This window comes from Nocardia sp. A7, assembly GCF_046549215.1.
Taxonomy (GTDB): Bacteria; Actinomycetota; Actinomycetes; order Mycobacteriales; family Mycobacteriaceae; genus Nocardia.
Map to the genome: position 1 here is coordinate 402444 of NZ_JAJPWE010000002.1, position 23627 is coordinate 426070.

20 protein-coding genes are annotated in these 23627 nt (G+C 68.8%); 3 read left to right on the forward strand and 17 right to left on the reverse strand.

Annotated elements, in window-relative coordinates; genetic code table 11:
- Window positions 1–41 precede the first annotated feature (41 nt).
- On the reverse strand, window positions 42–1265 hold the full coding sequence (locus ACLJPD_RS13305; protein ID WP_410872385.1) for a PucR family transcriptional regulator: 1224 nt from the start codon (window positions 1263–1265) through the stop codon (window positions 42–44).
- 230 nt (window positions 1266–1495) lie between these two features.
- Between ACLJPD_RS13305 and ACLJPD_RS13310 the strand changes: the two genes are divergently transcribed.
- A complete protein-coding gene (locus ACLJPD_RS13310; RefSeq protein WP_410873400.1) occupies window positions 1496–2284 on the forward strand; it encodes a MerR family transcriptional regulator in 789 nt (262 codons plus the stop codon).
- A 132-nt stretch (window positions 2285–2416) separates the two neighbouring features.
- The gene (locus ACLJPD_RS13315) at window positions 2417–4021 is read left to right on the forward strand and encodes an FAD-binding protein (RefSeq protein ID WP_410872387.1); all 1605 of its coding nucleotides are present in this window, start codon (window positions 2417–2419) and stop codon (window positions 4019–4021) included.
- Window positions 4022–4037: 16 nt separating this feature from the next.
- Here ACLJPD_RS13315 and ACLJPD_RS13320 read toward each other — a convergent pair whose 3' ends face one another.
- The 14 genes from ACLJPD_RS13320 to ACLJPD_RS13385 form a co-directional block, all read right to left on the reverse strand.
- A complete protein-coding gene (locus tag ACLJPD_RS13320; RefSeq protein ID WP_410872388.1) occupies window positions 4038–4622 on the reverse strand; it encodes a TetR/AcrR family transcriptional regulator in 585 nt (194 codons plus the stop codon).
- Between the two features lie 34 nt (window positions 4623–4656).
- Entirely contained in the window at window positions 4657–6222 is a 1566-nt protein-coding gene (locus tag ACLJPD_RS13325; protein WP_410872390.1) for a PDR/VanB family oxidoreductase, read from the reverse strand.
- A gap of 137 nt (window positions 6223–6359) precedes the next feature.
- Window positions 6360–6884 carry an SRPBCC family protein gene (locus ACLJPD_RS13330; protein ID WP_410872391.1) on the reverse strand — a complete coding sequence of 175 codons (525 nt, stop codon included), beginning with the start codon at window positions 6882–6884 and terminating at the stop codon, window positions 6360–6362.
- Window positions 6881–7240: an ArsR/SmtB family transcription factor gene (locus ACLJPD_RS13335; protein WP_410872392.1), complete on the reverse strand. Its 360-nt coding sequence runs from the start codon at window positions 7238–7240 to the stop codon at window positions 6881–6883. Before ACLJPD_RS13335 ends, ACLJPD_RS13330 begins: the two co-directional genes overlap by 4 nt.
- A 167-nt stretch (window positions 7241–7407) precedes the next feature.
- Window positions 7408–8472, reverse strand: coding sequence for a hemolysin family protein (locus ACLJPD_RS13340; protein WP_410872393.1), 1065 nt, complete (start codon window positions 8470–8472; stop codon window positions 7408–7410).
- Window positions 8465–9820 (reverse strand): hemolysin family protein, encoded by a 1356-nt coding sequence (locus tag ACLJPD_RS13345; protein ID WP_410872394.1) that lies wholly within the window; start codon window positions 9818–9820, stop codon window positions 8465–8467. The genes ACLJPD_RS13340 and ACLJPD_RS13345 overlap by 8 nt, the downstream gene beginning before the upstream one ends.
- Before the next feature lie 280 nt (window positions 9821–10100).
- Entirely contained in the window at window positions 10101–11537 is a 1437-nt protein-coding gene (locus tag ACLJPD_RS13350; protein ID WP_410872395.1) for a GuaB1 family IMP dehydrogenase-related protein, read from the reverse strand.
- A 54-nt stretch (window positions 11538–11591) separates the two neighbouring features.
- Complete coding sequence (locus ACLJPD_RS13355; RefSeq protein WP_410872396.1) at window positions 11592–12452, reverse strand: DMT family transporter; 861 nt, start codon at window positions 12450–12452, stop codon at window positions 11592–11594.
- Between the two features lie 120 nt (window positions 12453–12572).
- On the reverse strand, window positions 12573–14024 hold the full coding sequence (locus ACLJPD_RS13360) for a DEAD/DEAH box helicase (protein ID WP_410872397.1): 1452 nt from the start codon (window positions 14022–14024) through the stop codon (window positions 12573–12575).
- 255 nt (window positions 14025–14279) lie between these two features.
- A complete protein-coding gene (locus ACLJPD_RS13365; RefSeq protein ID WP_410872398.1) occupies window positions 14280–15218 on the reverse strand; it encodes a M56 family metallopeptidase in 939 nt (312 codons plus the stop codon).
- 65 nt (window positions 15219–15283) lie between these two features.
- Complete coding sequence (locus ACLJPD_RS13370; protein ID WP_279537543.1) at window positions 15284–15673, reverse strand: BlaI/MecI/CopY family transcriptional regulator; 390 nt, start codon at window positions 15671–15673, stop codon at window positions 15284–15286.
- A gap of 62 nt (window positions 15674–15735) precedes the next feature.
- Entirely contained in the window at window positions 15736–16560 is an 825-nt protein-coding gene (locus ACLJPD_RS13375) for an ABC transporter ATP-binding protein (protein ID WP_410872399.1), read from the reverse strand.
- Window positions 16557–17672: a FecCD family ABC transporter permease gene (locus tag ACLJPD_RS13380; protein WP_410873401.1), complete on the reverse strand. Its 1116-nt coding sequence runs from the start codon at window positions 17670–17672 to the stop codon at window positions 16557–16559. The genes ACLJPD_RS13375 and ACLJPD_RS13380 overlap by 4 nt, the downstream gene beginning before the upstream one ends.
- 53 nt (window positions 17673–17725) lie before the next feature.
- Window positions 17726–18772: a FecCD family ABC transporter permease gene (locus ACLJPD_RS13385; RefSeq protein WP_410872400.1), complete on the reverse strand. Its 1047-nt coding sequence runs from the start codon at window positions 18770–18772 to the stop codon at window positions 17726–17728.
- A 111-nt stretch (window positions 18773–18883) separates the two neighbouring features.
- Between ACLJPD_RS13385 and ACLJPD_RS13390 the strand changes: the two genes are divergently transcribed.
- Window positions 18884–19582, forward strand: a complete 699-nt coding sequence (locus ACLJPD_RS13390; protein WP_410872401.1) for a hypothetical protein — start codon at window positions 18884–18886, stop codon at window positions 19580–19582.
- A 14-nt stretch (window positions 19583–19596) separates the two neighbouring features.
- On the opposite strand, the gene ACLJPD_RS13395 is transcribed toward ACLJPD_RS13390, so the two are convergent.
- Both ACLJPD_RS13395 and ACLJPD_RS13400 read right to left on the reverse strand, forming a co-directional pair.
- Complete coding sequence (locus ACLJPD_RS13395) at window positions 19597–20109, reverse strand: pyridoxamine 5'-phosphate oxidase family protein (RefSeq protein ID WP_410872402.1); 513 nt, start codon at window positions 20107–20109, stop codon at window positions 19597–19599.
- 132 nt (window positions 20110–20241) lie between these two features.
- Window positions 20242–23502: a BTAD domain-containing putative transcriptional regulator gene (locus ACLJPD_RS13400; protein ID WP_410872403.1), complete on the reverse strand. Its 3261-nt coding sequence runs from the start codon at window positions 23500–23502 to the stop codon at window positions 20242–20244.
- Between the last annotated feature and the right edge of the window lie 125 nt (window positions 23503–23627).

The window sequence follows — 23627 nt, forward strand, 5'->3', positions numbered from 1 at the left end:
TCTCCGCGCACAGTAGTGCCAGCCTCCCACGCGTGCTTCGCTCAGGGAGTACCGGTTTCGTGGGCGTGGGCTACCAGGGCCGACTGCAAATACCACAACCCGTCGACATGAGTGGGGTCCATTCCGGTGATCTGGGCGACGCGCTGGAGCCGGTAGTCCAGGGTGTTCGGGTGAATGTGCAGGGTCTTCGCGGCGCGTCTGCGATTGCGGCTGAAGCGCAGGTATTCCGTCAGCGTCTCGACCAGATCGGGCTGATCGCGCAGGGGAGCCAGAATCGTTGCCAGTTGCTGTCGGCCGGGACCGGGACGGGTGATCTGGTACTCCACCACCAGATCCCGCATGCGATACAGGCCTGCGGGCCGGTGCAACCTTTCGGCGAGGTCGAGCAGTTCGTGGGCTTCCGTTGCCGCGCTGGGGATTTGGTGGGTGGGGGCGTGCACGAGCGCCGCCCGCAGCGGTGTCGCGGTCGCGGCCTGCAGGCGGTTGAAAAGGTCCACCGCGGCGGTGCCGTCGTCGTTGTCCTCGGGGATCAGTACTGTTCCGCCGCCTTCGCTCAGCTGGGCCAGTGGCGAGATGCTCGCGCAGGACGCCAGTTCCTCGTGCAGTCGGCGCAACCACCGACGAGCCTCGATCTGGCTGAGGTCGGCATCGTCGGGCCGTGCGGGTGCGGCGGCCAGCGCGAGCACGGCGTAGGCCGCACCGATCTCGAACCCGCGGCCCCGAGCCCACGCGGGCGTCGGTGACCCGGCCATCAGAGCTGCGCTCAGCGCCCCGGCGGCATCGGTGCGCCCGCTCGCTTCGGCGCGGACGTGACGCAGATAAACACTGGTGAAGATGGTCGTCACTTGTTCGAGGACCTCGGCCACCCGCTGTCCGGCCACTGTGACAGCCCTGCTGTCGGCGCTGGTGGCACGTCGGGTCAGTTGATCGAGCACGAACCGGAAACCGGCGTGGGTGGCTTGTTGCACAGACTCGAGCGGCACACCCTCCGCGGCCCAATCACTGATTCGCGCGCCGAGCTGAGCAGGTGGCTCGTCGAGCGGTCGATCTTGCATCGCGGCGACGAGCAGATCCAGACAACCCTGCACAACCTCGTCGGCTTCCCGCCATGACACCCCGCACGGCAAGACGGTTCGCCGCCTGTCGTCCTGACCACCCCACTGCGCCAGCAACCGCTGGGAAAGGCTGTGATCGTGGCGCAAACGCAGAGCCACGGACAGCCCGGCGATCTGAAGCTCATCTCCGCACGGAACGCTCGTCAGCATCGGTTCCGACCTCCTGTGGCGTGGCCATCGACGTTCCCGCTTGCCGACCCCTGGCGCCGCGAACTATTACAGTGAATACTGTAACTGTCGGTTTACGCTTTGGCCATAGATTTGCCGATCTGCCTGCTCATGGCGACAAACTCTGCTCTTCTCGCACGCTACCGCCCCAGCAGTTTCTGAGACAGTTGGATAGAATCGCTCTCGCTATCGGTGGACGGGAGGTGGGAATGATGGACAGTGGGCAGGAGTATCGGGTCGCGGAGTTGGCTCAGGCCGCTGAGGTTCCGGTGCGCACGGTGCGCTACTACCAGGAGCGAGGTCTGCTCTCGCCGCCGGTGCGGCGCGGTCGGAACGCGTACTACGACGACAGTCATCTGGAGCGGCTGACCTTGATCGGCGATCTGCTCGCTCGCGGTCACAGCCTCGAAGGGATCGCGGACCTGCTTGCCAGCGCCGAGATGGGCGGCGGAGTCTCCGAGCTGCTCGGGTTCGAATCGGCAGCCGCGGCGGCGTGGAGTGACGGTGAGATCGATATTGATCTCACCGAACTGATAGACCGCTTCGGGGACCAGGTCACGCCGGAAATAATGACTGAAGCGATCGCGCTGGGACACCTGCGCGTCGAGGGGGATCGTCTCGTCTACTACAGCGGGCGCCTGCTCGACACGGCCACGGCACTGGTGGCGGCGGGGATTCCGCTGCGTGCGTTGCTCGCGCTGAGCTGGGAACTGGAGGCGGCCTTCGATCGGATGGCCTTCGCTTTCGTGCAGGAGTTCCGCACGCACCTTGTCCAGCCTGTTCTCGATCGGCCATCGCCTGCCCAGTTGCAGCACCTGTCGCGCACCCTGGCCGAGCTGCGACCGGTGGTTCGTCAGGTTGCCGACGAACAACTCGCCCGGGCGATGGATCGCCGGATCCGAATCGACCTGCCGGAAATGTCCCAACAACTCAGCCACGCCGCGGACGCCGTCCCAGCAAGTTCCCCGGCGGACCACCGCCGGGAAACCTCGGAGTCATGAGGACCGCCGACCCGCGGTCGGCGGCGGCGCGCGATCTGCTCGCATCGAGTTTCTAGAACACGTTATAGTTCGACTGGAACACGTTACAGTCGGGCGACGACGCGGTCGGCCACTGCTCGGAAGGTGGTACACGTGCGGGCCTGGGACGATGCAGCTGATGTCGTGGTCGTCGGATACGGCGGTGCGGGGGCGAGCGCGGCGCTGGCGGCGCGGGAGGTCGGCGTCGATGTCTTGGCCATAGACCGGTACCTGGGTGGCGGGGCGACGGCGCTGTCCGGTGGCATCGTGTACGCGGGTGGCGGCACTTCGGTGCAGCGGGACGCGGGGATCGACGACGACGTCGACAACATGCTCGCGTATCTGCGGGCCGAGGTCGGTGACGCGGTGAGCGCTGCGACACTGCGCCGATTCTGCGAAGAGTCGCCGGCGATGATCGACTGGCTGACCGGGCACGGCGTGCCCTTCCAGCCGTCGGTGTGCCCGTACAAGACGTCCTACCCGACCGACGACTACTACCTGTACTTCTCGGGCAGCGAAAACTCCGGCCGCTACCGGGAACTCGCGAAGCCGCGCCAGCGTGGCCACCGCGTCCACGGCCCCGGTGTCTCGGGCAAGGCGCTGTTCGCGCCGCTGGCCGAGTCGGCGGCCCGGCACGGCGTCCGCGTCCGGACCGGCACCAGGGCGACCCGGCTCGTCGTCGAGCACGGGCGCGTGACCGGCATCGAGGCGATCACGATCGATCGCGCGCCCGCGGCAGTGCGCCGCCGATTCGCCGCGCTCGCTCGCATTTCGGCCAAACCTGGTGTGTACCACCAGGGTCTGCGCCAGTCGATGGAAGCGCTGCTGACCAGGATCGAGCGTAGATTCGGGCAGTCGATCCGAATCCAGGCGAAAACCGGAGTCGTGCTCACCACCGGCGGGTTCATCGCGAACGGGGAGATGGTCGCGCGGCACGCGCCGGGATATCCGTGGTCGCAGGGGCTGCCGCTTGGCAGCGCGGGCGACGACGGTAGCGGCATCACCATGGCGCTCGACATCGGCGCGGCGAGCGGCAAGATGGACGCGATGTCGACGTGGCGCTTCATCGCGCCGCCCAGCGCCTTCTTCGGTGCTCTCGCGGTGAATGCCCTCGGCCGGCGCATGATCGACGAGTCTCGCTACGGTGCGGCGCTGGGCGCGGCCATCGCCGCCAGTCCAGGTCACCGCGCATGGCTGCTCGTCGACGCGCAGCTGGAGGCCGAAGCCCGTCGCCAGATCGGCACACAGTCGGTGTGGTTCCAGCGGATGCAGACCGAGCGTCTGCTTCGCGTCGGCCGGTTCTCCGGTAGCACCGTCGAGGAGGTTGCCGCCCGCGCCGGCATCGACCGGTCCGCGCTGCGGGAAACCGTGGACGCACACAATCGAGCGATCGAAGACAATCGACCGGACCCGTTCGGTAAGCCCGACGATCTCCGTCGTCCGCTGCGCACCGGACCGTTCGCCCTGCTGGATATCTCGTTCAAGGCACGCGTCACCTATCCCATGCCGATGCTCACCCTCGGTGGTCTACTGGTGGACGAAGACACCGGCGCGGTCCGCGCGGAGAACGGGGACCTCGTCGCGGGACTCTTCGCCGCGGGGCGCGCGGCGGTCGGTGTCTGTTCGAACTCCTACGTCAGCGGATTGTCACTGGCCGACTGCGTTTTCTCCGGGCGGCGAGCGGGCAAACACAGCGCCCAGCCGCTGCTGCACCGGTGAGAACGAGGGCGAACTTTCACGACAGCAGCGGCAGGATGACATCGTCGACGATTCCGGTGATCGTCGTGTCGGGCAGAGGCGTTCCCTCGGTCAGGAATCGGAACACGACCAACTCTGGGCCGAGGGTGGCCGCCGGTGAGTCCACGGCGTCGGCGCGGATCTCGCCGGCGGCGGCCGCGGCGCGCAACATCGTCCGCATCTCGGCGGCGCGTGGGTCGAAGATCGATGCGTGGAGTGCATCCATCAGCGCGGGGCGTCGATGGGTCTCGCTGAGGACGGCGCGCAGGATGCCGCCGAACGGGCCTGCGAGGCCGGCTGCCATGCCGCGCAGGGTCAGCAGCAGATCGTCGCGGAGGTTTCCGGTATAGGCCGGTCCCTGACGTAACGAAAAACCATGGCGCACAGCGTCGAGCACCATGTCGTCCTTGGTTTTCCACCGTCGATACAGGGGAGCCTTGCCGCAACCGGCTCTGGTCGCGACACCCTCCATCGTGAGGTTGCCGTAGCCCACCTCGGCGAGTTCGCCGAGCACCGCGGCATGGATCGCGCGCAAAAGATCCTCGCCCCGGCGCCGGGTGCGGACTGGCCGCGCGGACTCCACCCGACCAGCCTAACCGCGCCCGGCCTCGTGACCCTCAGGCGTCGACCACCAGCAACGGCCCCCGGGACCGGGACACGCACGGATGGAAGATATCCGCCGAGTCCTTCGCGACCTCGGTGCGATGGTCGGGTTGCCCGGCTTCGACCCGAAGTGCGCAGCTGCCGCACAGTCCGTTCTCGCATGAGCCGGGGGCGGTCGGCAGTGCCACCCGAATGGCGTCGAGCGCGCTGACCTCAGGGGCAACACTGACGGTGCGGCGGGTGCGCGACAGATAGAGGTCGAAGGCGGTCGCCGGTGCGTCGTTGCGCTCGGAGGGCGTGAAACGTTCGAGATGCACTGTGGGTCCGGCACATTCGGACACGGCGCGTAGCAAACTCTCGGGCCCACAGCAGTAGACGGCGACATCGTCGGGCTGTGCGTCGAGCACGGCGGACAGATCGGGGCGCGGGGTCGTGTCCGAGGGCAGGATGCTCACCCGGTTGGCGTAGCGCTGCTCGAGCTCGTCGACGAAGGGCATTTCCGCACGCGATCGGCCGCGATAGATCATCCGCCATGGTCGGTCCTCGGCGGTCAGGCGAGCGATCATAGGGAGGAACGGGGTCACCCCGATGCCGCCCGCGACGAACAGGTACGCGGGCGCCTCGACCAGTGGGAAGTTGTTGCGCGGGAGACTGATTCGCACGGCCTCGCCCACAGTCAGTGCGTGGATCTCGCGCGAGGCGCCCCGTCCGCGGTCTTCGCGAAGGACCGCGATGTCATAGCCGGTCCGGTCGGTGGGGTCGCCGCACAGTGAATACTGCCGGGTCTTGCCCGAGGGCAGGACGAGATCGATGTGTGCCCCGGGTTCCCACGGCGCCGCCTCGCAGGCGATGCGCAGCGCCGTGACGGTGGGTGTGAGCACCGTGACGGCTTCGATCGCGCCGGGCTCGACACGCTGTTCGCGCGCGGGGGCGGGCGTGGCCGCCTTCCGTGCGCGCAGCGCTCGCATGACGAGAGCGAGAATCAGCGTCGACAGCGACACCAGCGGCGTCGGATTGCCCAGCGTGACACCGAAACCCAGGTCGACGAGCGGTGCGAGGACGCCGAGCGCGTACAGCCAGCTCGGCGCGGAACCCGGACGCGCGCGAGCGCGTTCACCCCACGGCGTCCGTCCCCACGGCTTGGCCACCGACAGCCACACCTGAAACCCCAGCACACCGGCCATCGCGGCGCCGGTGGCCGCCAGTGCGACCGCCGGGCCGTCGGCACCCTGCCCGGTGGCCGCCACGGTCTCGTGCATCGCCGAGGAGAGGATGAAGATGCCGATGTAGAGCTGACCGAGGGTGAGGACGAACTTCACACACACCCACCAGTAGTGGAAGTACCCCCACGCCGTGACCGCCGCCAGGATCAGACCCGTGAAGGCGGCGGTATTGGCCGAGTACACCAGGACGGTCTGATCGAGCAGCTCGGCCGCGCCCGCGGTGGCGGCCTTGCGCTCGCCCGGCGGTGAGAGAGCACTGACCGACAGCAGCACGGTCAGGGCGGCCGCCTGACTGAGCCAGCTGACCGACGAGATCACGTGCAGCCACACCAGCAGGTGACGAACACTTCGCGACATGAAGTCCCCTTAAGATACGGTTTCGTATCTTAAGTGTGGAACGGCCGACCCTTCGCGCACATCAGGGCAATCCCTGATTCACACGGGAAAATAGTTGAGCCACCGCGGCGGACAGCACCTTTCGATACGGAGCCGGCTCAGTCGTTGCGCCCGAATTCCTTCCGGTAGTGCTCGGACAGTGCGGGGTAGTAGTCGTCGAAGCTCACGGTGGCTGGGTCGCGGTCGCCTTCGGCGGCGACCAGGCGGTCGAGGTAGTAGTCCCAGCCCGGTCCGACGTTCTCCGCCATGGTGGGGTCGGGCAAGTTCTGGGCGAAGGTCAAGGTGGTGATGCCGCCTTCCTCGGCGAGGTCGAGGCGTAGCTGCCAGTGTTCGGGGTTCTCCCCGTCGTAAGGCATCGACGTGGTGACCCGCAGCCGGTGCGGGGGTTCGCAATCGTCGATCCGGAATCGCTCGGCGGGCATCTCGTCTTCGAAGAGCATCTGGAACTTCACTTCGCCGGACGACGGGTCACCGGTCCAGGTGCCGAGCCAGCGGGCGAGTCGCTGCGGGTCGGTGACGGCGGCCCAGACATCCTCGATCGGTGCGCGAAAGGTTCGGGTCCATTCGCAGTAGATGCCGTCGGTGTGGTCGCGGCGGCGTCCGCTCGCTGTGGGGGTGGTCATGCGGTCTGCTCCTTGTCGGTGCTGGTGGTGGCTCGGCGTTCCCGGGTGGTGCGGCGGACCTCGAGGTCGAGACCGTCGAACGCGTGCTCCGGAATCGGCAGCCGGGTCGGCTGCAGCTGCTCCAGATAGTTGTGCAAGGGGGCCAGCCCCGCGGGGGCCAGCTGATAGTGGCGTTCGCGGCCGTGCGTTTCGGCGCAGACGAGGCCCGCATCGGCGAGGACCCGCAGATGCTTGCTGATCGCCGGCCTACTGATGGGATATTCCGCGGCGAGATCGACGACCCTGGCCGGTGCGTCGGCCAGGCGGCAGAGTAGGTCGCGGCGCACGGGGTCGGCTAATGCCTCGAAAACGTCCACTCACTATTGGTAACCGATTGGTTACCAATAGTCAAGCGTTAACCGCTGGTGATGGCCGACGCAGCGCACGGGTCACCGCCCGACCGACTGGTCGAGTGGTAACCCCTGCGCGTGCGCACCGGCCCGCCACCGCGTGGCGTCGAGCGCGAGATCGGCTGCCGGAGGGCCTATTCGGCGAGGCGGTGGGTGCCGTCGCGGACGGTGCCGACGAACTCCTCGATGAGGTCTTCCAAGGCGACCACGCCGACGGTGTTGCCGCGGCTGTCGACCACCCGTCCCAGGTGACTGCTGGTTCGGCGCAGGCGGGTCAACGCCTCGTACAGCGGGGTGCCGGTGCTCACGGTGGGGAGTGGGCGGATATCGGTGCGGGGGATGACGGTGTCGGGGCCCGCGTTGTCGTCGGCTACCTCGTCGAGGACGTCCTTGATGTGCAGGTAGCCGACCAGGGAGCCGTCGGACGCGGCTACCGGGTAGCGGGAGAATCCGGTTTCCGACACTGCCGCTTCGACCTCGCCGAGGGTGGTCCCGTTGCCGATCAGCGGTACCGATCGGGCCTGGGCCAACGGCACCATGACGTCGCCGACGATCTGGTCGGAGGTGCCGAGGGCCTGGGTGAGCCTGCGGTGTTCCTCCTCATCGAGCAGTCCCTCGGACCGGGATTCGCCGATCATCTCGGCCAGTTCCACTGTCGACACGGTGGCGTCGAGTTCGTCCTTCGGCTCGATCCGCATCATCCGCAGCGTCATGTTCGCGGCGAGGTTGTACAGCGCGATCAGCGGTCGGGCGATCCGCAACCACATCAGGTGGATCGGGACCAGCAGCAGCGCCGAGCGTTCCGGACCGGCGAGCGCGATGTTCTTGGGCACCATCTCGCCGAGCAGGATGTGCAGGATCACCACGATGGTGAGCGCGATCGTGAAACCGACGGGATGCAGCAGCTGATCCGGCAGGCCGAGCAGTTCGAACGGGCGCTCGATCAGGTGCGCGATCGCGGGCTCGCCGACGCGGCCGAGCAGGATCGAGCAGATCGTGATGCCGAGCTGGGCCGCGGCCAGCATAATCGACAGGTTCTCACCTGCCTCGATCACGATTTGCGCCTTCTTCTTCCCTTGGGCGACAAGGGCTTCCAAGCGGTCGCGGCGGGCGGAGATGAGTGCGAACTCGGCGGCGACGAAGAACGCGTTGCCTGCCAGGAGTACGACGGTGAGCAAGAGTCCGAAAAGGTCACCCATGAGTCTGCTCCCGTGCCGAGAGGTTGGCCGAGTCGACGGGGATCAACCGCACCCGGTCGATACGCCGTCCGTCCATCCGTTCCACCCTGGCGATCCAGCCGCCACCGGAACCCCGGGATTCGGGCAGCACCACCTCGTCGGCGGTCACCGGGATGCGGCCGAGTTGGGCCAGCACCAGCCCGCCGAGGGTTTCGTATTCGCCTTCCGGCGCGTCGTAGCCGGTCGCGCGCGACACCTCGTCGATGCGCAGCAGGCCCGAGCAGTCCCAGCCGTCGGAGACCCGGCGGACATCGCGTTCCTCCTCGTCGTGCTCGTCGCGCACGTCGCCGAGGATCTCCTCGATGAGGTCCTCCATGGTCACCATGCCCGCGGTGCCGCCGTATTCGTCGACGACCAGTGCCACCTGCATGCCGTCGGCGCGCACCCGCTCCAGGACCTCGTCGCCGTCCAGGCTCGCGGGCACGATCGGCACCGCGACGGCCAGCGCGCTCAACGGGATCTGCTTGCGCAGCTCGCCCGGGTGGGTGAATGCCTGCTTGACGTGCACCACGCCGAGCGTGTTGTCGAGGTCGCCGTCGACCACCGGGAACCGGGAGTAGCCGGTGCGGGCGGCGGCGGCGATGAGGTCGGCGATGGTGTCGTGGCGGTCGAGCGATTCGACCTTCACGCGCGGTGTCATCAGGTCCTCGGCGCTGCGCTCACCGAATTCGAGCGAGCGGTCCATCACCTGCGCGGTGCGCTGATCCATCGCGCCACGCATAGCGGAGGTGCGCACGAGCGAACCGAGTTCCTGCGGCGAGCGCGCCGATCGCAATTCCTCGGCGGGTTCGATGCCGAGCCTGCGCACGATCCGGTTGGCGGAACCGTTGAGGAAGCGGATGAGCCACTTGAACAGGGCGGAGAACCCGATCATCGGGCCGGAGGTCAGGCGGGCGACCTTCATCGGCTCGGCGATCGCGATGTTCTTCGGTACCAGTTCGCCGTAGATCATCGACAGCGAGGTCGCGATGATCAGGGCCAGCGCCAAGGCGACAGCGTGCGAGACGGTTTCGCTCAGGCCGATGCCGCTCAGCAGCGGATCGAGCAATCTGGCCAGGACGGGTTCGGCGATGTAGCCGGTGATCAGCGTGGTGATCGTGATGCCGAGCTGGGCACCGGAGAGCTGGAACGACAGGGTGTGGTGAGCCTGTTTCACCAGCCGGGACCGGGTGTCACCGTCGCGGGCCGCCGCTTCGACGGTGCTGCGTTCCAATGCGGTGAGGGAGAACTCGGCGGCGACGAACAGTGCCGTTCCGAGGGTGAGGGCGGCGAAGCCGAGCAGGCTGAGCACGGTGATAACGATGGACATCCTCAGCACCACCCGAGTGATGCCGTAGGGAAACCGGAAGGTCGAACGGACGCTGCGAAAAGGAGGACGCCGGGTTTGTCACCCGGCTCCGTAGAGGAGCCCTCCTGTGTGGCGCCCTTGGACGCGGGTGACAACTGGATCCTTTCGAGGCGGGGAAAAGCATGTGCCGTGATCGGCAACTACATAGTAATCCGTGCCCACCCATGATGTGTCAGCGGCGCGGTGCCGGACACGGCGACGGCGGCCGATAGAGGGTTCGATCGGCCGCCGTGCGCGCAGATCACCAGCCGCTCGGCAGCGGCCTTCCCTCGGCGAAGCCGGCGGCGGACTGCACGCCGAGCACGGCCTTGTCGTGGAATTCCGGCAGCGAGCGGGCACCGGCGTAGGTGCAGGAGCTGCGCACGCCCGAGCAGATGTGGTCGATGAGGTCCTCGACGCCGGGGCGCTCGGGGTCAAGACGCATCCGCGAGCTGGAGATGCCCTCTTCGAACAGTGCCTTGCGGGCGCGGTCGAAGGAGCTGTCCGCGGCGGTGCGGGCGGCGACGGCGCGCTTGGACGCCATGCCGAAGCTCTCCTTGTACTTGTTGCCGTCGCGGTCGATGCGCAGGTCGCCGGGGGACTCGTAGGTGCCGGCGAACCACGAACCGATCATCACGTTCGACGCGCCCGCGGCGAGCGCCAGGGCCACGTCGCGGGGGTGCCGCACGCCACCGTCGGCCCACACGTGCACGCCGAGTTCCTTTGCAGCAGTGGCACATTCGGCCACGGCGGAGAACTGCGGGCGACCGACGCCGGTCATCATGCGGGTGGTGCACATGGCGCCGGGGCCGACACCGACCTTGATGATGTTGGCGCCAGCCTCGGCCAGATCGCGGGTGCCTTCGGCGGAGACCACGTTGCCCGCGACCAAGGGCAGGCCGAGGCCGAGATCGGCGACAATGCGCAGGGATTCGAGCATCTTGGTCTGATGGCCGTGCGCGGTGTCGAGCACGAGCACGTCGGCGCCCGCCTCAGCCAGTGCCTTCGCCTTGGCGGCCACATCACCGTTGATGCCGACGGCGGCGGCGACGCGCAGCTTGTTGTCGGCGTCGACGGCCGGGGTGTAGATGCCCGCGCGGACGGTCCCGGTGCGGGTCATCACGCCGGCGAGGGTGCCGTCGGAGTTGGTGAGCACCGCGAGTTGGGCGTGAACCTCGGCGAGGCGGTCGAAGATGTCGCGTGGGGACGCCTCGACGGGCACCTGCACGAAATCGGTGAAGGCGACCTCGCGCAGGCGCGCGAACCGATCGACATCGGCGCAAGCGGCCTCGGTGACCACCCCGACCGGCTTGCCACCCTCGACGACCACCACGGCACCGTGCGCACGCTTGTGCATCAGCGCCATCGCGTCGGACACCGAACGGTCGGGGTCGAGCGTGACGGGGGTGTCGGCGGTGAGTGAGCGGCTCTTGACGAAGCCGATGGTGTCTGCGGCCGCCGGAATGGGCAGGTCCTGGGGGAGTACCACGATGCCGCCGCGACGGGCGACGGTCTCGGCCATCCGCTTGCCCGCGACGGCGGTCATGTTCGCGACCACGAGGGGGATGGTGGTACCGGACCCGTCGACACTGGCCAAGTCCACATCGAACCTGGACGCGACCTCGGTCCGGTTCGGGACCAGGAAGAGGTCGTCGTAGGTCAGGTCGTACGGCGGCTGGGGTCCCGGAAGAAATCGCACTTGATTGATAGTAGCCCTGTGAACTCCGCGGCGTGCAATTCCCCCCGCGAGGATTCAGCTCACCGGCCCGTCGGCAACCGCGCTGGTCCGGCACAGGATCACCGTCGCCACACACATCACCACGACGCAGGCGCCGACGACGACCAACCCCAGACCGCTGGTGCGGAGGTGCTCGTCGAGGGCGGTGAGGCCGAGGAACGCGGCAGCCAGGGGTTCGGCGATGGTCGCCGCGGGCAGCGAGGCCGAGAGCGGGCCCGCCTGGAACGCGCGCTGTTGCAGGTACACGCCGAGCAGTCCGGCGGCCACCAGCGTCCAGGTCTGCCACCCGCCGAGTACCGCGCCGATCCCGTCACCGAACAGGGTGACCACGCGATCGGTGAGTGCGGCGGCCACGCCGAACAGGGCGCCACCGGCTAGACCGAGAGCGAGCGCCTGCCCCGCTCGGCTGGCGATCAGCAGTCCGGTGACGGTCGCGGCCACGATGACGCCGAGCAGAATCGCCAAGGGGGTCAACCACTCTCGGAAGGGTGCTGTGTCCTCGCCCGCGGTCGGATCGCCCACGATCAGGAACAGCGCGAGCGCCGCGACGAGAATCAGCGCGGTCGTGGCGGCGCGTGCGGTGATCCGCTGTCCGTTGAGTCGCGCGGAGAGCGGGAGTGCGAAGACCAGGGCGCTCACCAGAATCGGTTGCACCACCAATACCGCGCCGAATGTCAGTGCGAGAACCTGCATCGCGTAACCACCGGTGTCACCGACGATGCCGGACCACCAGCGTGGGCTGCGGACCAGGCCGCGCAGGAGGGACGAGCCTTCGGGCACTGCCGCGGCCGCCTGTTGCTGCGCTACGGCGCCCAGCGCGATCAACATGGCCGCGATGAGCGCGCACACGACGGTGGCGATCTCATGGTTCGTCACGGGCTCAGTGTGCGGGATGAGGCCCTCATCGGCGCTGATCTACGAACCGAGAGTCGACGTGTTCGGGCACCTGGAGACAGCCGCGTGGCCGAACCGTATTCGGTTCGGCCACGCGATGACTCAGTTTGCCGTGCGGTTGCGGTGTACGGCCGGAGCGGCCGGACGCGCGGCGCGACGACGAGAATTAGTCGGCGTGTCGCCTGTGCGGGCGTGTCCACCGGCGCGAGTGCGCGGCTCGTGTGCCGGACGCTCGCGGCGCGGCGCACCACCACGGCCCGCCTCGACGGCCGGAGCGCCACCGGAACGCGGACGACGGGTCCGCCCGCCACCGGTCGCGGACCGGGTCGGCTGCGCGGGGGCGACCGGGGCCGCCAGTGCGATCCCGCTCGGCTTGCGGGCACCGGTGATGTCCACCAGGTTCTGGCCGCCGGGGCGCACGTCGACACCGTCGGTCCGTACGCCCGCCTTGCGGGTCATCGCGGTGACGTCCTTGCGCTCCTCGTCGGTGACGAGGGTGACCACGACACCGTCCTCACCGGCGCGCGCGGTGCGGCCCGCACGGTGCAGGTAGGCCTTGTGCTCGGCGGGCGGGTCGAAGTGCACGACCAGCGAGACGCCGTCGATGTGGATGCCGCGCGCGGCGACGTCGGTGGTGACCAGCACCGGCACCGACCCGTCGGCGAAGGACGCCAGGGTGCGGACACGGTTGTTCTGTGCCTTGCCGCCGTGCAGCGAGCCCGCGTCGACACCGGCGCCGCGCAGCTGCTTGGCCAGGCGGTCGGCGCCGTGCTTGGTGCGCACGAACATGATGGTCAGGCCGTCGCGAGCCGCGATCTCGGTGGCCACGGTGCGCTTGATGTTCTTGTCGCGCACGTAGAGCAGGTGGTGGGTCATGGTGCTCACCGAGGCCTCGGCGGGCGCGGTCGAGTGGGTCACCGGGTTGTGCATGTAGCGCTTGACCAGCTTGTCCACGTCACCGTCGAGGGTGGCCGAGAACAGCAGGCGCTGCCCCTGCTTGGGGGTGCGGTCGAGCAGGCGGGTGACCTGGGGCAGGAAGCCCATGTCGGCCATGTGGTCGGCCTCGTCGAGGGCGGTGATCGTCACGTCCGACAGGTCGGCGTTGCGCTGCTTGATCAGGTCGTCGAGGCGACCCGGGGTCGCGATGAGCAGGTCGACGCCGCGTGCGAGGCGATCGGCCTGACGCTTGATCGGCGCACCACCGACGACGGAGGCGACGCGCAGGCCCAGCGAGCGGGCGGCGTCTTCGAGTGCCTTCTCGATCTGCGTCGCGAGTTCGCGGGTCGGCACCAGCACGAGGCCGCGCGGGCGACCCGGCTTGGACGGCGAGCCCTGGGCCAGGCGGGTCAGCATCGGCAGGCCGAAGGCCAGGGTCTTGCCCGAGCCGGTCGGGCCGCGACCGAGTACGTCACGGCCGGCGAGGGCGTCGCCGATGGTGGCGGCCTGGATGGGGAAGGGCTTGTCGATGCCCGCGTTGCGCAGGGTCTGCACCAGTTCGACGGGCAGGCCCAGTTCGATGAAGGTCGGTTCGTTGGGCACGGCAGAGTTGGTCAAGGTGGCCTTTCGTTGGGCTGCGAATCGCGCCGAACGATGATCGGCGCCGATTACCCGAACACGCGCTTCGGCGTGAGCGGGGTGCGGCCCAGCAGGAAGGACCGGTCTCCCAGGATAGGCGTGTTCTGCCTCAGGTGGGTAAACAGGCTGGTCAGGTGAGCGATTGTGGCAACGTCTGTGTTCCTCGCGAAACAGGCAGCGACATCGCGGTCGCCGCGCCGGTGACGCGGGGAGCGGCAGCGACGGATCGCCAGGTCAGCCGTGGAAGAGTCGGCGGAGTTCCTGCAGCCACGGCACCGCGACAGCGAGTGTCGGCACGACCAGAATCGCGGCCGACCCGAGGTAGGCGGCGGTGGCGACTCTCACGTCTCCGGTGCGGCCCGCGAGCCGTTGGATGCGGATCAGGGTGCTCGGTCCGCCCGCGGCGAGCGCGCCCTGCGGTGCGGTGGATTTGGCACAGGCGATCAGTGCGCGGGCCAGCGGCTTGGGGCCGGTGACCTTCACCGCGGAGTCGTCGGCGAGCAGCTCGATCAGCAGTTTCACCTGGCCGAGCGCGGCCTTGCTGCGGACCACCCGGGGAAATGCCTCGTGCACGGCGGTGAACGCCTCGAGTACCAGGTCGTGGCGGGCGCGCAGGTGCGAGCGCTCGTGGCTCACGATGGCGGTGACCTCGGAGTCGTCGAGGCTGGTGAGCGTGCCTTCGCTGATCACCACCCGCTGGCGCAAGCCGGGCAGGCAGTAGGCGATGGGCTCGGTGGCAGCCAGCACGCGGATGTCGGCGGCGCGACGGACCGGGCCGCTCTGATCGAGCAGGTCGACCAGCATGCGGTGGCGGGAGCGGCGGCGGCGGGTGTGCACACCGACGCGCACGATCGAGAACATCAGACGGGCGCCGACCATCAGGGTCAGGGCGAAGACCAGCACGTACAGCGACCACAGCGGCAGACCGAGCGCGTCGATCTCCTGGGTGGGCGAAGTGGTCGGCCTACCGTCGGGGCCGGGAACGAGCAGCAGACTGGCGATGGCCAGTCCGGAGCCGAACGCGCTGAGTACGGCGGCGAGTGCGATCGCCTGCCACAACACCAGTGCCGCGCGCGGGCTGCGGTGCACCCACGTAGCGCGACTGAGCAGCGCTGGTACCGGCCCTGCGAGAAGCAGGGCAAGACCGGCGAAGAGTGCCGCGGTTGCGTTCATCGACTCTGCTCACTGCGTTGTGGGGCGAGGTGGCGCTCACCTCGTTGTGAGAGCCGCCAGGGAGTCTAGCCGCTGTTTTCGTCGGATTCGAGCTTGGCGAGCGCCTCGCGCAGGGCGTCCGCTTCGTCCTTGCCGACCTGCTCCACGAAGTGCACCAGCGCCGCAGCGCGGCTACCTGCGGCGTCGGCCTGTTGCAAGGCGTCGACCATCAGGCTCGCGACCAGTTCGTCGCGGCTGTGAACCGGTGCGTAGCGATGCGCGCGATCGTCGCGTCGCTGTACCACCAGATCCTTTTTCGCCAGTCGTTGGAGCACCGTCATCACTGTCGTGTACGCGAGCTCGCGCCGCGCGGCCAGTGCTTCGTGGACCTGCCGCACCGTGAGTGGCTCATCGGCCGACCACAACTGGTCCATGACCGCTTTTTCGAGTTCGCCGAGACCTGCCATCCCACCGATTTTACGGCCTCAACGACAAACATGCGTACTACAGTTTGTCGTAACGAGGTATTTGCTGTGTGTCATTCGTCATAGTCGGCCGCGCCGCGCACGTGCCTGGTCCCGATCGGGACGATCATCGGCCGGCCCGACACCGGATCGGTGAGCACCGTGGCCTCGAGGCCGAACACCTGCGCGAGCAGTTCCGCGGTGACGATGTCGGCCGGTCGACCTCGTTCGACGATCTTGCCCTCGCGCATGACGACGAGTTCGTCGCTGTAGCGGATCGCGAGGTTGAGATCGTGTAGCACCATCACGACCGTGCGCCCGAATTCGGCGTGCAGGCGGTCGACGAGGTCGAGCACCTCCAGGGAGTGCGCGAGGTCGAGGTAGGTGGTCGGCTCGTCGAGGAGCAGGATGTCGGTGCCCTGGGCCAGCGCCATGGAGATCCAGGCGCGCTGACGTTGGCCGCCGGAGAGTTCGTCGAGGGCGCGGTCGGCCAGGTCGGCGATGCCGGTCTGGGCCAGCGCGGCGGCGACCTCGGTCTCGTCGTCGGCCGACCACTGCCGCAACCAGGACTGATGCGGGTGACGTCCGCGCGCGACCAGGTCGGCGACGGTGAGACCCTCGGGCGCGACGGGCGTTTGCGGCAGCATGCCGATCACCTTGGCCACGTCCTTGGTCTTCATCGACGAGATGGCTTTGCCGTCGAGGACGACCTGTCCCTCGCGGGGGCGCAGCAGCCTGCCGAGCGACTTCAACAGGGTCGACTTGCCGCAGCCGTTGGGTCCGATGACGGTGGTGACCACGCCGGGGGTGATGTCGAGGCTGAGCTCGTCGACGATCACCCGGTCGCCGTAGCCGAGCGAAACCGCGTCGGCGGCGAGGCGGTGCACGGAGCTGGTCATGAGAGGGTGGCCTTCCGATTCATGCGGACGAGCAGGTAGAGCAGGAACGGTCCACCGAGCGCCGCGGTGACGATACCGACCGGCAGATCAACGGGCAGCAGCGTGCGCGAGATGATGTCGGCGCCCGCGACCAGGGCGGCACCGGTCAGCGTCGAGGCGATCAGGGGTTCGCCGGGCGTGCGCAGTGCCATCCGCGCGATCTGCGGTGCGGCCAGCGCGACGAACCCGACCGGTCCGACGGCCGCAGTCGCCACCGAGGCCGCCACCACCGATGCCCCGATGAGCAGCGCCTGCTGCGACTGGATCCGCACCCCGAGCACCCGGGTCGATTCCTCGCCGAGACGCAGTGCGGCCAGGGTCCGCGCGGACACCAGCGACACCACGGTCACCACCGCCAGCGCGATCACGGCGGGCACGACCCGAGTCATGTCGGCGGCATTGAGCGAACCGTTCAGCCAGACCTGGGCCCGCACGGCATCGGTGAGGCTGGCCCGGGTGAGCAGCCAGCTGATCACCGACATGAGTACCGCGTTCACGCCGATACCGATCAGGACGAGCCGGAACCCGGTGACACCGCGTTCCCCGCCGCGCCCGCGTCCCCAAGCCAGGAGATAGATGACAACAGCGGTGAGCAGGCCACCGGTCAACGCCGCCAGCGGAGCGCCGACGGTCGCGATCAGCCCCGTTGTCGCGCCACCGCTGCCGACCAGCACCGCGACCGCGCCCACACTCGCGCCGGTGGTGATGCCGAGAACGTCCGGTCCGGCCAGCGGGTTGTGCAGGATCGACTGCATCAGCGCGCCGGAAAGCCCGAGCGCGGCGCCGACCACCACGGCCGTGAGCGCTCGCGGCAGCCGTGATTCGATGATGATGAAGCGTTGCGAGCGGGTGCCACCGCCACCGAGCACATCGAGCACGCGGCCGAGCGGGATGTGCGTGTCGCCGACGGCGATATCGAGGCAGAACAGCACGAACACCGCGACAGCCAGCGCCAGCACGGCGCCGAGCAGCACCGGCCGCAGCACCAACGACACCGGTCCGACCCGCAACGCGGGACGCACCTTCCGTAGTGCGGCGTCCGCCCGATCAGCGCCCGCGGGATCGGCGACCAGGATCGCCCGGCTCGGGTCCGCCGAATCGGTGGCCGTGTTCGGCTGAATCTCGCTCACAGTGACACCAACTTCTTACGACGCACCAGCGCGATGAAGAACGGCGCGCCGACGGCGGCCAACATCACTCCGACTTGCAGTTCGCCCGGCGGCGCGATGACCCGCCCGGCGACATCGGCCACCAGCAACAGCAATCCGCCCAGCAGCGCGGAGTAGGGGATCAGCCACCGATTGTCCGGTCCGGTGATCACGCGCGCGATGTGCGGCACCACCAACCCGAGGAACGCGATCGGCCCGACCGCGGCGGTGGCGGCGCCGCTGAGCAGCACCACCGCGACCAATCCGAACGCGCGCGCCCGCCCGACGTCGACGCCGAGGCCACGCGCCACCTCGTCACCCAGGCTCAGCAGATTCAGTCCCGGCGCCGCCGCGACCGCCATCGCCATCCCGAGCACCAGGAACGGCAGCACCTGCCAGAACACCCCGGCTTCGCGACCGTTCACGGTGCCGACCACCCAGAACCGATAGGTGTCGAGCGCCGCGTTGTCGAGCACGATCACCGCGTTGGTCATCGCCTGCAGGAACGCGGTGACCGCCGCGCCTGCCAGAATCAGGCTCAGCGGGCTCGCCTTACCTCCGCCGATCGAGGACACCCCGAACACGATCACGCCCGCGATCGCCGACCCGGCGAAGGCGAACCAGATGTACTGCGCGGGCGCGGTGAATCCGAACGCGAAGATGCTCAGCGCTGCCAGAAACCCCGCTCCGGCATTGAGTCCCAACAATCCCGCATCAGCGAGCGGATTGCGGGTATACCCCTGGATGAGCGCGCCCGCGACGCCCAACGCCATCCCGGCGATCAGGGCCAATGCGGTGCGCGGCAGACGTAGCTCACGCACGATTTCCTCGGCGGTGGAGCGGGCCGGGCATCGGAACGGGCCGCCGTCGCAGCCGAGAGCGTGTGTGACGGCGTCGAACACCGTGGTGGGTGCGAGCGAGCGGGTGCCGATGGCGATGCTGGCGACCACTGCCACGGTGAGCAGGACAACGAGCAGAAGAAGCCCGGTCAGCCGACGACGTCTGACGGTGGCAGGGTGGATCACGGCGACGAACTTCTCCTGCCTCGAAACCGGACACGACTTGTGAAGTCTGGTAAGCCTAACCTATGTTCCGAGACATCATCGTCACGGGAACCAACCGTTCGAGGAGGTTCGATGTCCGAGCCCGTCACCACCGCCATGGTCCGCACCACCGCCGCGTTCGATCGCGCCTGTGCCCGCTTGCAAGCGCTGCAACCCGAGCATCCGCGCGTGTATGCCGTCGCGGCGATGAGCGGACAGGGCAAACGGCGATGGTGGCATGTCCCGAACGGCCTCTCCGAGGGGCGCGTCGAGCTGATGTACCGGCGCCACGCCGCGGAGATGATCAACGACGAGATCGCCGCCGAAGTGGTCGCCACCGCGCTCATCCACGCCGTCGCCGGCCGGGTCACGGCACTGTTCGTCATGGATGCGCAGGCCTGGGATCCCGGTCGCGACAACCTGTGGATCCACCACGACAACGACGGCGGTATCGACTGGGCAGGCTTGTCCGACACCACGATTCGCGTGGTCGACTGTGACCCGGAACCCGGCGCGGTCGCGTTCCCCTGCGAAGCCGCCATGGCGGTCTGGCTCGCCCAGCGCTGCGCCTCCTCGCTGATCCCGTTGCAGTCGGTCCTCACCCGCTGCTCCGGTCTGCCCGCTCGCCGCTTCTGGACCCTGGTTGGTGAATCCATCATCGGCGCAGCGACTTACGTCCCCGACTTGGCGCGCGCCGACGTGTCCGCGGGCGCGCGCCGTGGCCAACTCCTGCTCGGCGCCTTCGAGGAACGCGGTCTCCCGGTTCGTCGCAGCAGTTGCCTGCAGCGCTGACGAGTACGAGGCTGTCAGTCCCCGTGGCGTTGGCTGCGCCAGATGCGGGCCGGAATTCCGCTGACCAGATCCTGGCGCCGCAGCACTTGGATCCGCCACGGGTCGAGGCGAAGTACCTGGAAGGCGGGGTCGTCGGGGCCCCGCCAGAACTGCCCGGGGTCGTAGCCCGCGCCGGGCGGACTGCCGTGCCGATACAGGTCCCACACGTGCGCTCGCTCGCCGGGATCATCGGTCCATGCGGCGATCGTGTCGATGGCGACGGTGTTCTGCGCCGGGCTCCAATAGGAGAACGTCACGTGCGGGTTACCCGCGATGTGGGCGGCCTTGACCGGCGTGCGATAGGTCCCGAGCCAACCGACCGGGTGCCCGGCGTCGGTTTCCCAGACCGGAATCAGGACGCGCGACCGTGGCCTGCCCAGGTTGTCGACGGTGGTCATGGTCGCGTAGTTGACGGCGCCGACGATGGCGTCGAAATCGGGCTCGAGATCGGCGAAGGCGCGAACGTGGGCGCGCGTGCGGTTGCTCACTGCTGCTCCTCGAAGCCGTCACGCCCGTCGGTGGCGAGGTAGTGGCGGACGTGGTCGGTCACCGAGGGGTCGGGGCTGTTGTTCACGGTGTCAGTCATGGGTTCACCGTGCACCGATGGCCTTCGGACGGACTCAGGATCGACTTCGGGCCTGCTCGGTGTGCAGCGTTCGGGGGTCGACAGTCCGGCCCGCGTCGAGTTCGGTGATGAACCGGTCGGCGCCGATGTCGGCGATGACGCGTGCCTCGATGCGGTCGACATCCCCACGTTCGGCCTCGGGCAGCGGAGCGCCGGTGGATCGGCGGAGGGCGTCGGCGGCTCCGAGCAGTCGGGCGGCGTGTGCGGAATACCCTGCGAGCGAACGGGATCCGGCGAGACCCTCCAGCGCGAGAGCATGCGCTCTCGGGTCGCCGGTGTGCAGGGCGGAGTCGAGTCCGCGCAGGTGCCGCTGTTCGGCTTCGTCGGCGTCACCGGCGAGTTCGGCGGTGAAGCCGAGTTCGGCGAGGATCAGCGCGGCGCCGAAATGCGACCCGGCCCGCAGATGCCAGTCCAGCCAGGTGCCCAGATACTCGCGGGCCGCGGCCAGGTCGCCGCGGCGCCGGGCAACCAGGCCGAGCCCGAGTACCGCGGATTCCTCGCCGACGAGGTGTCCCTGATCGACCGCCACCAGACGGGCCCGCTCGTGCAGTTCGGCGCTGCGGTCGAGCTCGCCGCGCAGCAGGGCGATCCGGCCGAGCGAGGTGAGCCGCTCGCCGACTTCGGTCCACAGGCCGAGTTCTTCGGCGGTGGCCAACGAGCTCCGGTGATGGTCGCGGGCGGCATCGAGGTCGCCGGTCACCTCGGCATGGCTGCCGAGCAGGAATCCCGCGATGGCCTGACCCCAGCGGTCGCCCAGTCGCGTGAACAGGTCCATGCTGCGCCCCGCGTGTTCGCGCAACCCAGCCAGATCGCCGCGGCCGAACGCGTCACGCGCCAGTGATACCGACGCTGCCGCGACTCCCCAGTCGTCGCCGTGGTCAGCGAACGCACTCCGCAGCTCGCCCGCGCTGTCCATCCCTTGCTGGGCAGCGAATCCGCTGTGGACGTGCGCGAGGTACCACCGGGCGCGCAGCTCCGCTGGTGAATCCTGTGCTGCGACAGCCTGCAACCCGTCGGGGGCCGGTGCCGGTCGTTCCGTTGATCGCGTGTCAGGTGTGCGGCCTGCACCGAGTTCGAGGGCGCCGCGCCACAGCAGGGCGACCCGGCGTGCGCCCGGTTCGGTCTCGCCTGGCACGGACAGCGCGATACCGAGGGAGCGGATGCCCTCGACCAGCCGCCCGCGCATCACCCAATACCAGGCGAGCGCGTTGACCAGCCGGAGGGCTTCATCGGGTCTGGCCGCGGCGCGGGCAGTGTCGAGTGCCCGGCGCAGGTCTGCCGACTCGGCATCGAGCCTGGCCAGCCAGCGTCGCTGGTCAGCGGTGCGCAGGTGCTGGTCGGCCCGTGCGGCGAAATCGACGTAGTAGTCGAGATGCCGCAGCCGGGTAGCGGACTCCTCACCGCTCTCGCGCAGCCGGTCGACACCGTAGGCGGCAACCGATTTCAGCAGCCGATAGCGCGGGCGGATATCGGTGGCGGGCGTGATGATCAGCGAGCGATCGACCAAGCGAGCCAGCAGCTCCGCGACGTCGGTACCGTCGATATCGCCACCCGCGCAGACGATTTCGGCCGACTCCAGTGTGCTGCCGTCGGCGTGGGCCGAGAGCCGCCGCAGCACCGCGCGTTCGCGATCGTCGAGCAGTTCCCAGCTCCAATCGATCACCGCTCGCAGGGTGCGCTGCCGATCCGGTGCGTCCCGATAACCGGACGACAGCAGGGTGAAGCGGTCCTCGATCCGTTCGGCGAGGGTGTGCACGCCGAGTGCGCGGACCCGGGTCGCCGCCAGTTCCAGGGCCAGCGGTAGGCCGTCGAGACGGGTGACGATGGTGGCGATCGCGGCGTTATTGTCGTCGGTGACGGTGAAGCCGGGTGCGCTCGAGCGTGCGCGCTCGACGAAAAGTTCTGCGGCAGGCGATATTTCCGCTGCCGCCAGGTCGCCAGGGGCGGGAACGGCCAACGGTGCCACGTGCCAGATGTATTCGCCCGCGATGTTCAGCGGCACCTGACTGGTGACGAGTACTCGGAGGTCGGGAGCGGCGGCCAGCAGCCGTGACACGAGAATGGCGGCGGCGTCGGCGACGTGCTCACCGTTGTCCAGCACGAGCAGCAGTTGCTTGCCGCGCACCGCGTCGGCGAGGTGAGCGAGCTGAGTTCCGTTGTCGGGCACGGGAAATGTGCTCGAACCCGCGGAATCGTCGCGGACATCGAAGGCCGCCGCCACGACCTCCGTGAGCGTCGTCAACGCACTGTCCGGATCGTCGCCGAGGCACAGCCCGGCGAGCTCGACGAACAAGACGCCGTCACGCGCGGATTGCTCGGTCGCAGTGGCCAACGCGAGACGGGTCTTGCCGACTCCACCCGGCCCGGTGAGGGTTACCAGTCGTTCGGCCCGGATCAGCGCGTCGATCGCGGCGAGATCGGCTTCGCGCCCGATGAGCGAGGTCACGGGCACCGGCAGTGCGGGACGCGGTGTCACGGGGGCCGCGGGTGCGGGCCGAACCGGTACACCGAGGGACGGATCCTGTTCCAGCACAGCGTGATGCAGGGCAGCGAGCTCAGGGCTCGGGTCGAGGCCGAGTTCCTCGGCGAGATGTTCGCGCAGGCGCCGATAGGAATCCAGGGCTTCGCCGTGTCGCCCCGAGCGGTACAGCGCCAGCATGTGCGCCGCGCGCAGCCGTTCGCGCAGCGGATGCAGTGCGGTGAGCTCACCGAGTTCGTCGGCGACCTGATCGTGTTCGCCGAGGGTGATCCTCGCCTGCGCGAGTTCCTCGACGGCAGTGAGTCGCTGTTCCTCCAGCCGCAGCACCGGGATCCGCGCGAAGTCGTGATCGGCGAGGTCGGCCAGTACCGCTCCGCGCCACAACGCGAGTGCGTCAGCGAGAAGCCTTGCCCGAGAGGCAGTGTCGTCGGCGGCGCGCGCTTGATGTAGCAACTGCCGGAACAATTGGGAGTCCACCGCGGTCCCGGTGACATCGAGGAGGTAGCCGGGGGAGCGCGACACCAGCAACTCCCGCCCGCCCGCTTCGGCGTCGCCGAGGACCCGGCGCAGTTGCGAGGCGCGGGTCTGCAACGAACCCGCCGGGTTGGCCGGCAACGCCGTACCCCACAGCTCCTCGACAAGCCGGTCGGCGGGCACGATCCGACCCGGTTCTACCAACAGCGCGCCGAGCAGAACCCGCACCTTGAGTTCTGGAACCCGGACGGCTTGTCCATCGTCGGTCCAGACCGCCAACGGACCGAGCACTCCGAAACGCATGTCACCCACCCTAAACGGCCCGGGTGCGGGTTCCGCGATGCGCGGCGTCGGGGCCACCGGCCGGTGAAGTCGCGCCCCGAACACGGTGTCGCGGCGACGGCCGCCCTGGGCCGTCTGGAGTCGAC